The organism is Balneolales bacterium ANBcel1 (assembly GCA_029688905.1).
In the GTDB taxonomy this organism is placed as follows: domain Bacteria; phylum Bacteroidota; class Rhodothermia; order Balneolales; family Natronogracilivirgulaceae; genus SLLW01.
Map to the genome: position 1 here is coordinate 50,158 of JARULB010000007.1, position 13,394 is coordinate 63,551.

The 13,394-nt window shown below is 53.6% G+C and carries 8 protein-coding genes; 4 read left to right on the forward strand and 4 right to left on the reverse strand.

What is annotated here, in order from left to right:
• Positions 1 to 142: 142 nt before the first annotated feature.
• Both QA596_10395 and QA596_10400 read right to left on the reverse strand, forming a co-directional pair.
• Positions 143 to 2,047, reverse strand: coding sequence for an alpha-amylase family glycosyl hydrolase (locus QA596_10395; protein MDG5767876.1), 1,905 nt, complete (start codon positions 2,045 to 2,047; stop codon positions 143 to 145).
• A 188-nt stretch (positions 2,048 to 2,235) separates the two neighbouring features.
• Entirely contained in the window at positions 2,236 to 2,901 is a 666-nt protein-coding gene (locus QA596_10400; protein ID MDG5767877.1) for a DUF2459 domain-containing protein, read from the reverse strand.
• Between the two features lie 251 nt (positions 2,902 to 3,152).
• Here QA596_10400 and QA596_10405 point away from each other — a divergent pair, with 251 nt between their 5' ends.
• Entirely contained in the window at positions 3,153 to 4,181 is a 1,029-nt protein-coding gene (locus tag QA596_10405) for an LLM class flavin-dependent oxidoreductase (GenBank protein ID MDG5767878.1), read from the forward strand.
• Positions 4,182 to 4,513: 332 nt separating this feature from the next.
• Here QA596_10405 and QA596_10410 read toward each other — a convergent pair whose 3' ends face one another.
• Positions 4,514 to 4,942, reverse strand: a complete 429-nt coding sequence (locus QA596_10410; protein MDG5767879.1) for a peptidylprolyl isomerase — start codon at positions 4,940 to 4,942, stop codon at positions 4,514 to 4,516.
• A 188-nt stretch (positions 4,943 to 5,130) separates the two neighbouring features.
• Positions 5,131 to 6,606, reverse strand: coding sequence for a glycine--tRNA ligase (locus QA596_10415; protein MDG5767880.1), 1,476 nt, complete (start codon positions 6,604 to 6,606; stop codon positions 5,131 to 5,133).
• Positions 6,607 to 7,103: 497 nt separating this feature from the next.
• On the opposite strand from QA596_10415, the gene asd reads away from it, so the two are divergent.
• From asd to murI, 3 genes are all read left to right on the forward strand, one after another.
• The gene (asd, locus tag QA596_10420) at positions 7,104 to 8,159 is read left to right on the forward strand and encodes an aspartate-semialdehyde dehydrogenase (GenBank protein ID MDG5767881.1); all 1,056 of its coding nucleotides are present in this window, start codon (positions 7,104 to 7,106) and stop codon (positions 8,157 to 8,159) included.
• Positions 8,160 to 8,660: 501 nt separating this feature from the next.
• Entirely contained in the window at positions 8,661 to 12,458 is a 3,798-nt protein-coding gene (locus tag QA596_10425) for a lamin tail domain-containing protein (GenBank protein MDG5767882.1), read from the forward strand.
• A 105-nt stretch (positions 12,459 to 12,563) separates the two neighbouring features.
• A complete protein-coding gene (murI, locus tag QA596_10430) occupies positions 12,564 to 13,382 on the forward strand; it encodes a glutamate racemase (GenBank protein MDG5767883.1) in 819 nt (272 codons plus the stop codon).
• The last annotated feature ends 12 nt before the right edge of the window (positions 13,383 to 13,394 follow it).

Consider the following 13,394-nt stretch of genomic DNA (forward strand, 5'->3'; position numbering starts at 1 on the left):
TTTTCATAAGGTTCCTTTCCAAGGTACGAAAAACGCAAACATTGTAAACTTGAGGGCGTGGCAGCCACAAAACTGAACATTTATAATGCCATTGCCTCACTTGCCGGCATGTTCGTAATGCAGGCCCGGCCCTTTCCCACTTTCACCCCAGCGTCAATATAAGCGCGCTGTAGGGAGCAATGCTGAGTTCGGCCTGTGCCGGCAGTCCGTCACGAGACTTCCCTTCGGCCTGCACGCGATCGCTTCCGAAATCTCGGTATCCGGAATCATAAAACCGGCTGTCGGAGTTAAAACGGACGATCCATTCGCCGACATGAGGGAAGCCGATATTGTAACGTTCATGTTTATTCCGCGAAAAATTGGCAACCACGACCACACTGTCACCGGCTCCTCCACTATCCCAGCGGTGATAGGCAATCAGTTTGTCGGCATTATTGACATGGAAGACGTTGACCTCCTGCCCCGTCAGCCCTTTCGCCTTCCCGGTCTTGTTAAGCCTCAGGCCGATGAGGTTGCGGTAAAGCTGCAGAATGCCGGCATAGGTCTCCTTTTTGGTCCAGTCTATGGGATCCTGATCATGAAACCAGTCATCTTCCAGAAACTCCTGGCCCTGAAACATCATGGGGATTCCGGGCGAGGTAAACATGATTGTCGCACCAAGTGTGGATCGCTTTTTGGCTTCCCATGATGACGCGCTTCCCGGGTCTATTTCTTCGGGCACCCGCGCCTTGCCGTTGGCGACTTCGTCATGTGATTCGGTGTATATGACCCTTTCAAAGGCATTCAGATAGTAGCGGTGCAGCACCGCATCTCGGACGGCTTCCATATCACGATCTGCGTCATCAGCTACAATTAGCGCGTCACGCACGGCATGGACGAAGGGTGCGGCCCACTGGCTGTCAAAACCCGCACCGAAATCATCGGTCTTCTTGGTTAGATAGGGATTTCCTTGCAGGTCTTCCGCAATGGTAATCGCCTCCGGTTTGACGCGCCTGATTTCCTCATTCACCCATTGCATCAGGCTCCATCCGTCAGGCAGGTCGTTGTGCGGATCATTGTTACGACCGTATACATTACGGATGAAGGCTGTCATATCCCAGCGAAGGCCGTCTATGTCATACTCCTCAAACCACATCAGGGCATTGTCCCGAATGTAGTTTCGAACCTCCTGCCGGCCGTAGTCCGGGCGTGTATCACCCCAGGGGGTATTCGCCCGATCGTCATTATAGAAATAGATACCTCCCATATTGTTTTCGTGCCAGCCGTCGAACTGCCAGAGGTCCAGGTCACTCGGCCCAAAGTGGTTGTACACGACATCCAGTATCACAGCCATTCCCAGCCGGTGCGCCTTGTTCACGAACTCCCGAAATGACCGCGGGGTGCCGTAATCGCTTTCGACGGCAAAGATATGCGCCGGGTTGTATCCCCACGAGTATCCCCCGGCAAACTCGGCCAGCGGCATTATTTCTATCACATTGACACCCAACTCCTTGAGATACGACAGTCGATCGATGGCGACATCGAGGGTACCTGGTCCGTCATGGCCGTCCATCTTGCCGAAAGTACCGATATGCAGCTCATAGATGATCCATTCATTCAAAGGGGGCAGTCTGAAGTCAATGCGCTTTTTACAGTGGGGATATTTGATGATGGTATTGCCCACGCTGTTGGTCACTCTGCGCGCATAAGGATCAATCCGGAGCAGCTCTTTTCCATGTTTGTCGGTGCCGTTTCCGGGATCGCTTTTGCTCCCATCGCCCTGTTTCCCCGGCCTCCCTTTTTTGTGACTTCGGCTTTCCCCGCCGTTTTCATCGGCTTCGCCGGCATCCTCCTTTCCATGAATAATCCGGTATCGGTATTCGTCACCTGCTTTTGCTCCCCTGATCGTCAGGCTCCACACTCCGTCTCCTTCCGGTTTCATGGGATGTGACGTTTTGTCCCAGTCGTTGAAGGTGCCGACGATGAACACCTCATCGGCATGCGGGGCCCAGACTCTGAAACGGTATCCGCCCTTTACGGGAGATGCACCAAGATTTTTTTTTTTCATGCCGTCTGTATCATTTCCGTTTTTTAATAGCGATTACATATCGCAGAATCACTCACCTGTTCCGAAGGTACATCACACGTGCTGTCAAACCAAGCAATGGCATAGCTAAAGATAACGATCTGTACAACATATCCGCGCCGGAAGATCCGACCAGCAGATTAGCTCACGGTTGAAAAAACGGTTCCTGATCAATCTTCATCCGCGGCCCTTCCGGCCTGGCGCATCACATTTCCCGCAGTGACGGCATACACCGGGGTAATCGGCACTCCTGCCGCCCGCAACGCCCTGGCGGTAAACACATTGGATGTCTTTGGAATATAATAGCGGCCCCGGGCCTTGAAAAAGGCACTGGCACCATACCGGCCATAGCTGTGATAGATCGGCTGATTGGAGTCATCTGTACGGAAATATCCCACAAGAAAGTCCGTCATCTCCTGCATGCCCTCTTCCGAAATATGCAGTGTAATCACATCGGAGCCGGGAAAGTACCGCTCCACAGGCACATCCATACCCACTACATGCAGCACACTCCGGCTGGGCCAGAAGATCGCCCTCAGGAGCACCCAGAACGATGGATCCGAATCCGGATAATACTTGTCGTCACCCCAGCCGATTTTCAATCGCTCGCCATCGGGCATGTACTCATGATCGGGAAACGCATCGCCAAGATGTTCGGATTCCACCACCAGGCCGGCATGCCATCCCACTTTAACGATATGAACCGGCACCGGCCGTTCGTCCCGATCATCAGGGTAGAGTTCGGCTACCGGTCCCAGGCATCCTGTGCAGGCCCAGACCGCCAAAACGGCCAGCAATCCGTTGCGGATATGCAAGTGCGGGGTAATATCGGCCATCTGCAATGATTTACTGTTTTCGGTTGTTCTTGATGCAAAATAACAATCTGCCGGTGAACTGCCTGAAAAGTTCATGAATCCGTCGGATTCTCGCTGCATCGCGAGGCCTGGCGCCCTGCAATGCGCGGAAGATTCTTTCTGCAGCCGGGATAACGTCAGACTTCTGCGGCCCTGACAACAGACTGTTCAGGTACAAAAGGCTACCGGCAGCAGATCGGAAAATATCCTTGTAACAACAAGCACAGCATCCCATGGAATTTGGCATATATACCTTTGTAGAAAATACTCCATTGGCCGGCAGCGGCCAAACGCTCACACCGCAGGAACGGATCCGTAACCTGATGGAAGAGGCGGAACTGGCAGACCAGGCGGGCCTCGATGTTTTTGCCGTCGGTGAGCATCATCGACCGGAATACATCTCGTCAACACCGCCGTTGTTACTTGCGGGAGCTGCGGAACGGACCCGGGACATCCGGCTGAGCAGCGCCGTTACCGTTCTTGGCTCGGAGGATCCCGTGCGCGTACATCAGCAGTACGCCACCCTTGACCTTCTTTCGGGTGGCCGGGCCGAAATTATGGCGGGTCGCGGATCCTTCATCGAATCTTTTCCCCTTTTCGGGCAGGAGCTCGACAAATATGACGAGATTTTCGCTGAGAAGCTGCAGCTTCTGCTGGCGTTACGGGAGTCGGAGCGTATCACCTGGGAAGGCAGCCACCGGCCGGCCATCGACAATCGCGGGGTGTATCCACGGCCGTTGCAGGAACAACTTCCCGTCTGGGTGGCGGTAGGTGGCACACCGCAGTCGGCGGTACGTACCGGTTCGCTGGGCCTGCCGATGGCCATCGCCATCATTGGAGGCAATCCCGCACAATTTGCGCCACTCGCCCGGCTGCATCGTGAGGCGGCGCTGGAAGCCGGGCATCCTGTTCCGGCGCTCAGCATCAATTCCCACGGATTTCTTGCCGACGATTCACAGCAGGCGAAAGAGGAGGCCTACCCCGCGTTCAAAGTTACCATGGACCGGATCGGGCGCGAGCGCGGCTGGCCGCCGATGACACGTGAGCAGTTCGATGCTTCCTGCACAATGTACGGTGCGAATGCGGTTGGGAGTTCGCAGGAAGTGATCGAGAAAGTGCTGGCTCAGCATGAGATTTTCGGGCACCAGCGATTTATGCTGCAGTTGACGGTGGGCAGCATTCCGCATGATAAAGTGATGCGCGCCATTGAACTACTGGGAAGCGAAGTAGCGCCTGCAGTGAACAAGGCACTGGGAACCTGACAGAGTTCCGGCTTGCAAATTGGGCCGGCGGCATACCTGAAAATGGCTTCGGCCTTCAAATGGGGCCGGTGACATACCTGAAAACTTTCGGCACCATTGATTTGTGTGGTTCTGCAGCCTTACACGGACCGGCGCAGACTGCCCCTGTCCGTGGCACATCAGAACGCGTCAATCCATAGAACGCGTCAACCCTCCCCGCAAAAACAGAAGCCGCAAGCCGATGCAATTATCAAACCGTCAAAAAAAAAGGGAAGCCTCACATTGAAGCTTCCCAGCTAATTCTTTGCCGGCATGAAAAGAGCCGGCGCAGCTCCGGTAATGTTGCAAACGGGTCAGGCTACTTCAACTACTTCGATCTCGAAAATCAGCTCCTGACCGGCCAGCGGATGGTTGGCATCCAGCTTGACGGTGTCGTCGGTAACATCGGTTATTACCACCGGGATGGCCCCGCCGTCCTGCTGCTGAATTTGCAGCTGCTGTCCTACTTCCGGCTTTATATCCTCCGGAATCTGGTTCTTTTCAACGTCAACGATCATATCGTCGCGTTTTTCGCCATACGCTTCCTGAGTCGGGATGGTGACCGTATTGGTGTCGCCGACATTCATACCGACAACCGCCTTTTCAAATCCCGGAATCAGCTTTCCTTCACCTATGGTGAACTCAAGCGGCTCCCGTTCCCTGGAAGTATCAAATACGGTTCCGTCTGCGACTTTTCCTGTGTAATGTACCTTTACGGTATCGCCTTCTTTTATAGTAGCCAATATCTTGCTCGTTTTTGATTCGTAATTATCACGTACTCCTGTAAACTAATAAAAACAGGAGATATTATGCACTTTATTCCAATAGTACACTGATCGGGGCCACAGCGTTCAGAGCTGTAAACACGGCACGTCCGCGATCACTCCGACCGCACCAGGCGGCGAATCTGTTACACGTAACTCTGACGGGTTCAGGCATCTTCCGGATTCCAGGACTTCATCCTGTCACGAATCACCTGTCCTGCCTTATCGATGCCGATCCGTTCCTGCTTCATGGAGTCCCGGTCGCGGATAGTCACGGTATTGTCTTCCAGCCCATCAAAATCCACTGTAATACAGAACGGTGTTCCCGCTTCGTCCAGACGTCGGTATCTCTTGCCGATGGACCCCTTTTCATCGTACTGCACCTTGTAGTCTTCCGAGAGTTCGTCGGTGATTTTCCGCGCCACTTCCTGCAGTTCCGGCTTTTTGATAAGCGGGAAAACTCCCGCGGTGATCGGTGCCAGTTTGGGGTGCATTTTGAGCACGGTTCGGGTTTCCACGGTTCCTTCCTTGTCACCGGGCACCTCTTCCTCGCGAAACGCGTCGCAGAGAACCATAAGCAGGCAGCGGTCAAGTCCGATGGACGTTTCCACCACATAGGGGATAAAACGCTCCTGGCTGCGCGGATCGAAATACTCCATTTTTTTGCCGGAGTGCTCCTGATGCGCTCCCAGGTCGAAGTCTGTTCGATTGTGGATACCTTCGACTTCCTGCCATCCGATCGGAAACTCGTACTGCACATCCACCGCCTCTTTGGCGTAGTGGGCAAGCTTGTCTTCGGGATGGTCGTGGAACCGCAGCTTTGACGGCCTGATTCCTATGCTTTTGTGCCAGGCAAACCGCTCTTCCCTCCAGCGGGCGTACTCGTCGGAGTCGGTTCCGGGCTTGACAAAATACTGCATTTCCATCTGTTCGAATTCCCGCATGCGAAACACGAACTGCCTGGCCACCACCTCATTGCGAAACGCCTTGCCGATTTGCGCGATCCCGAACGGCACCTGCTGACGCGTGGTATTCAATACGTTGGTAACATTGACAAAAATCCCCTGTGCGGTCTCCGGACGAATATACACCTCTGATTCCTCACTGGATGCCGTGGCACCAAACTGTGTTTTGAACATCAGATTGAACTGGCGCACTTCGGTCCAGTCAAACGCGCCGCTGTCCGGCCCCTTGATCTGTTCCTCCATGATGATATCGTACAAATCCTCATTGAGGGATTTTCGGGTTCCGGAGCTATCGAGCAGTTGCTGGATGTTATCGGCGTGCGCGTCATCCCCTTTTTCTCGCAGTTTCTGGATGTGGACTTCGATGAGGATATCCGCCCGGTAGCGCATTTTGGACTGTTTGTCATCGATCATGGGATCGCTGAAGCTGTCGACATGGCCGCTGGCTTTCCACACTTTGGGATGCATGAGGATGGCGGCATCCAGACCGACGATATTATCGTGCTTCTGGGTCATGGCCGCCCACCATGCCTGATTCAGCTTTCGTTTGAGCTCCACCCCCAGCGGACCGTAATCATAGACGGCGCTGAGTCCGCCGTAAATCTCGGATGATTGAAATATGAAACCCCGCGCCTTTGAAAGGGATACGATTTTATCCAGTCGGTTTTTTGATGCCATAAGTATACGTTTCCGGGTAGGTTACTGAGTAATAATGTTGATTGAGAGGATGAAACGGATTGCCAGGAACAAATGCGGCAGCTTGCACTGCCGTCCCGGGATTCGATAAGAGCGTGCTGACGTAATGCGCAGATCAACCGCACCCCGGTGCAGGCAAACCTCAAATATACCAGATTTTTAAGGCGGATGAAACTCGGCGGCCGGAACCCTGCCGACGGCAACTGTTGCATATTCCTGTAATATCCAGACTGGCAAAATTGGCTCTATGCCACTTCTGATGTTTTCAGGGGTGTCGAAACCGTACCTGGCAGACACTGAAACAAGAAACAATCCCTCTAATAATGAAGCGCTTATAGGTTTTGCAAAACCATTTTGATATTTTCAGCGCATATAGGATCCTCTCCCGCCATCATGTTTTACTATTGTGTTTTTCCTCCGACATGAATTGCGGGATATTTCGATGAAAACAAAACCACAGAATTAAAAAATCAGATATCATGGCTGAATATCGTGTTGGTGTACTTGGAGCTACCGGAGCGGTAGGACAAAAATTTATTCATTTGCTGCGTGATCACCCCTGGTTCAAGGTTACCGCGCTTGGGGCATCGGACCGCAGTGCCGGAAAAACGTATCGTGATGCCGCAAACTGGCTGGAATCGACTGAAATACCGGAAGATGTAGCCGGACAGACGGTGACGACCTGCGAGCCCGGAAATATGGATGTCGATTTTGTATTCTCCGGACTCGATTCGGCGGTTGCGACCGATATCGAGCTCTCTTTTGCCAAAGCAGGTATCCCCGTAATATCCAATGCCCGCAATTACCGACAGCACGAGACCGTACCTTTGATGGTGGCTGAAGTGAACCCGGACCACGCTGAGCTTATAAAGGACCAGAAGTTCGACCCGAACGGCCGCGGATTCATTGTTACCAACCCGAATTGCGTGTGCATCCCCCTGGTGATGGCACTCAAGCCGATTTATGACGCTTTTGGAGTTGAGGAAATTATTCTGACATCCGTCCAGGCTGTCTCCGGTGCCGGTTATCCGGGGGTTCCCAGTCTGGATATCCTCGGCAACATCCTGCCCTATATCGGCGGTGAAGAGGAAAAAATTGGCCTGGAGCCGTTGAAACTGCTCGGCAAACTCGAAAATGGGAAAGTAGAATTTGAGAAAATTCCGATTCAGGCGACTTCATTTCGTGCTCCGGTAATCGACGGACACCTTCTCTCGATTGCCGCCAAACTCTCCAAAAAGCCCGGCAGCATTGACGAAGTTAAAGAGGTCGTCCGCAACTGGAAGAATCCGATTGCCGACCTGAAGCTGCCATCCAGTCCGGAGAAACCGGTTCGGCTGTACGATGACTTCCGTTACCCGCAACCTCGCCATCATGCCCTTGCCGAGAAAGGAATGCAGGTGGGGATGGGCCGCATGCGCGAATCCCAGGTGTTCGATATAGCTTTCACCGCACTGGGCCACAACACCATTCGCGGCGCCGCAGGATGCTCCATCCTGAACGCGGAACTGCTGGTTTCAAAAGGCTACATCAAATAAAACCGCTTCATGTTCCGGGATATCAACAAGATATCCCGGATGCTGCGGAATCTCATCAAGGGCCGCAGTTTGAGTCCCGGGTAAACATAATCAGCAAATCGCCTGTTACTTTGCGAAAAAGCGCTTTTATCCTTGCATTAAACATCCGGCCGCTTTACCTTGATGCAAACATTTAAGCAATCCTGGATTGCATACTGATTATTTGCTCTTTCGATTATTTGTAAGGATTTGACGCCCCGATTATCTGTATAACCGAACAGATTTAACACCAACCGACCTATTCATTGGGGAGTCGTGAAGGCGCATTTCTACAGTCCTATGGGGTTGCGGGGTGACCACCTCGTAACCCTATTTTATCCTTGCAAAAGCCGAGGCAGCCACTGTCCCGTAGCTGCCTCCGAATCAGATAATCCTGAAAATCTGCCCGGCAGGACCGTTCTTATTCCTGATTCTGCGGTTATACCCGGAAAGCGCAAGTACCCGGGGGATTGTGCCTCCCGGATGACCGGCAAAAAAACCGATTCGGTGCCATTGCTACGGTTCTTTTTCGTAAAGGTCGCTTTTGCCATGTTTGCGGGCCAGGGAATGGCACAGCCGGATCAACCCGTGTTTTCTCCGGACTTTTCGACTCCCCTGTCCGGTTCGGAATGGTCCGGTGACCTTGTGGACTTCCGGCCGGATTTTGCCGAAACGCCTCCCCTTCTGCGCCTTGACGCCCCAGCGGATCAGCAGGCATCATCCATTGCCACCCTGGAAAAGTTTGAACCGGTCTACTGGGAATGGTATATCCGACAGGATTTTGCCCCCTCCAACAACAACCGGACCCATGTGTTTCTCAACGCGAGCCATCCCGAACTGGACGATGACGCGGACGGAATCGCACTCAGAACAGGCGAAAACGGAACACCAAAACATTTCCGCCTGATTGAATTTGCCTCCGGAGCCGCGGTGGGAGAACTGCTGAGCAGCGATGTGGAGATCGAGTCCGGCACCGGATACCGCATCCGGGTTATTCGCTCGCCCGACAACGAACTGCACCTTTATGTCGCTTCCGAAAGAACGTCGACACCACTTCTGCAATCCGCTACCCACACACTGAATTCGCCTGCTGATATGCGGGCCGGCCATTTTGGAATTCTGACCCGCTTCACCTCCACCCGGCGTGATTTGACGCGCTACGGCGACATCACTATCCATAATCAATTGCCCGAACCAGGCATTCGGGCAGTCACCGTGTCTGATAGAATGAGCCGTTCCCCAGAAAATAACCACCAGGCTGCAACCGGGCTTTCTGTTGAGATGGTTCGCGATGATGCCATAAAAGCGGAAGTGCCACGCAATTCGCACCTGCGGGCGAATCTGCCTGCAGCAGCGGATGAGCTTGAGACGGTGATCGAAGTTGTTTTCAATGTTCCGCTTTCAGACCCGGTGAATGCTGCCGATCTCTTCCGGCTTGAGAACGGGCGAATTCCGGATTTCGTCCGCTGTGACCATCCCCAGATATGCACACTGGAGTTCCGCCAGCCCCTGGCAAGCGGCACCAGAACCCTGAGCATCACGTCCTATATGACGATTTACAACCAATTTTCCGAACCGGAAGAGCGGTCATTTCGGATAGCGGATCACGCCTTTCCGGGGGATATCGTCATCAATGAATTCATGTACCGGCCACCGGAAGGAATCCCCCCTTATGTCGAGCTTTTCAACCATACCGGCAAACTTCTGAACCTGCGGAACTGGCGGCTTCAGCGACGGCCGCTATCAACCGAACCGGAGCGCATCATCACAGAAAGCGATCTGTTCATTGAACCCGGTGAAAAGCTGGTACTCACCTCCGACCGCCAGATGCTGGAGTCAGGCATGCAAACCCGGAATGTGTATGAAATGGAGCGTTTCCCCAGGCTCAACGTTGCTTCGGCGGACAAGCTCCGGCTTTTTTCGGCGGATGACGTACTGATTGACTCACTGCACTACCACCCCGCCGACTGGGGCGGATTCGAGGTGGCTCTGGAAAGAAGGGCTCCGACCATACCGGGATGGCTGACTGTCAACTGGAAAGAGTCAACCCATCCGCAAGGCGGAACTCCCGGATTCCCCAACACCGCGCAGCCTCCGTCCGGCCCTCCATCTCTGGTTGGAGTGGATTATTCCGATCGGGATACGATTTCCATCCACTTTGACCGTGTAATGAAAGACCCTCCATCCCCCCTTTCCATTCGGCTCTTTTTGATGAGTGACGCGCATGATAACGCACATATTGCAGCTTATAAAACGGTTGGAGCATATCAAAAGCTTCATTCTTCGTCTTCTTCCGAACAGGGAACTCTCCCAAAAAATGCTTCCAAAACCGGTGAGCTGGAAATCAATGCTCTTTTCGCCGCCGCCAATATGATTCGGTTGATACCCGCGCAGCCACTGCAGCATGATACCGGGTATTTGTTACTAATCGAAGCTGCAGCGGATGTTTTCGGCAATGAACTGTGGGACGTGAGGTTCCCGTTTCGCTACTTCACCGTCGAGACAGCGGTTGCCGGAGATGTGGTCATTAATGAAGTGCTGTATCGAGCCGGGATGACCGTACGTTTTGTGGAGCTGCTGAACCGAAGTGAAAAGGTATTCGATGTGCGTCATTGGCGCATCGGAAGATCCACAGGAAGCCCGGTACCCCTGTTTACGGAAGTTCCGGTATTTCCCGTACATCTGCAGCCAGGCGAACTGGTCGTCATTTCCGAGCCGGACATGCCCCCTCTCATTGCAGGTGTACTCCATTTTTCCTTGCCGAATTTTCCGCCGTATTCCCGAACCGGAGATGCGATCACCATTCATGAACCCGGGGAGCTGCTAATCGACAGCCTGTTTTACCACCCTTCCTGGGGAGGAAACAGAGACGGGGTATCTCTGGAGCGGATCAACCCCGACGGTGCGACACTGGATCCATCAAACTGGCGGGAACATCCGGATGGCCACACTGCCGGCATCGGTAACTATCATTACAATCCGGCTCCGGATCCCCCGGAGGCCGTCTATGCGGAACTCACCACAGAGGGCATGGTCAAAGTGGTGTTCAATCGATTCATTCGAAACACCGGCCTGCATGATGTATCGCTGAACGGACGAAACCTGACTCCGGTTTCTTCAAGGCGGATGCAAGGAGAACAGCGCCTGCAATCCTCCGTACGGACCGTTCCATATGCCCTGTCAAATATTGATTCCGGAACAGGCGCTGCGGCCGGTACGGAAGATGGCTCCGGACCGCTGCTGCCGGCCATGGCCTCAGAGTATTACTTCAGGCCGGATGCACCGGTTGAACGCAAGTACAAGGAGGTGGCCATTCCGGCTGTTATGGATGCTGCGGGGCTGGTGGGCACTCCTCACCTGATACCGCTCGCTTTCTCACCTGTAGGCGGTGATCTGGTGTTCAATGAAATCATGTTTCAGCCGATCAGTGACCGCTACGGCGTAATGCCCGATCAAAGTGAATACGTGGAATTTGTCAACCGTTCCGGCCTGGCGCTGCAGTTGTACGGAATTCGGATTCATGACCGCACGGACAAACACGGACAGGTTCGATCCATCACACCGGAAGGCTCCCGGAACACCATGCTGCTGCCAGAGTCATACCTGGTGATCTACCCGGATACCAGTGAAGAGCTCAGCCATTCAAGGCTCGGCAGAGCGTTTTCGGTTTCTGAGGACTCCGAAAGCGTCTTCCTTCGCGCCGACCGGCTGACGCTGGGCCTGCCCTCAGGGGGTGATGCGGTGTATCTGGGTTTCGGTGACCATCCGCCGGTCGACTCCCTGGTATACCGGCCCCACTGGCATAATCCCAATCTCATCGACACTCGTGGAATAAGCCTTGAGCGGATACTTCCCGGGGGAATCTCCGGAGACGATAGCAACTGGACCTCCAGCACACACCCGGATGGCGGCACACCGGGGTTCCGGAACTCGGTCAGTGTACTGGAAACGGAACCCGCTGCTTCGGGAATCACCCTGTCACCGAACCCGTTTTCCCCCAATGGCGACGGACGCGATGACCATCTGATTATTCACTATGCACTCGATGATCCGGACTATCTGTTACGGGTCCGCATTTTTGACCGAAGCGGCAGGCTGGTTCGCACCCTGGCCGATGGCAGCAGTGCCGGCCGTGAAGGCCAACTGATCTGGGACGGGCGTACCGATGACGGGATCATGAATCGTGTGGGGCTTTATATCATCCATCTGAAAGCGCAAAACCGGTCGACAGGCAACTCTCTCATTTTCCGGGAGATTGCCGTACTGGCACGGCCTCTTTAATCGAAAAAACGGCTTCAGAAACCAATATGGCAAAGTTTTGCTTTGCAAATTTACAGGAAGTTCCTATTCTGCTGTTTCATCACGAATACGGCTCCTGTTACCATTATGACTCTCTCTAAAAACTCTCCTGTTGGAATATTTGACTCTGGAATTGGCGGACTGACGGTTGTGCAATCGGTGATGAATGCCCTTCCGGGAGAAGACATAATCTATTTCGGAGATACCGCACGCGTTCCGTACGGCATCAAATCCACGGATACCATCCGTAAATATGCACTGCAGATTACCCACTTTCTGCTCAAGAGAAATGTAAAGATTATACTTGTTGCTTGTAATTCCGTAGCGGCAGCGGCAAGAAATGAGATCAAGAAAGAGTGCGGGAGTATTCCCGTTCTGGACGTGATTGAGGCGGGGACACAGGCGGCCATCCGTCAATCGGGTGAGAACCGGCATATCGGAGTAATCGGGACTCTGGCTACCATTGGCTCCGGCGCCTACGAAACGGCGTTGGCCAAACTGGACAAGGACATCCAGGTGTTTTCACGAGCCTGCCCCCTCCTGGTGCCGCTCGCCGAGGAGGGATGGCATGAAAATCACATTGCCGATGACGTTCTGCGCGAATATCTCTCCGATTTCAAAGACAAGAATCTTGGAGCCATGATCCTGGGTTGTACGCACTATCCGCTGTTTAAAAACGGGATTCAGCGGGTACTTGGGGATCAAATTGAGATCATTGACTCGGCGGAATCGATTGCCGACATGACCAAAAAGCATCTCGACAGCACAGGCATGCGAAACCCCCAGAAAGAAGGGGGTTCCTTCGACTGCTTTGTGAGCGACAAGCCGCAACGTTTCAAGGTGCTGGCGGAACGATTTCTCGGTCAAAAGCTCAACCGGGTGGAGATCGTCAACCTGAAAAACTGATTGGCGATGCAC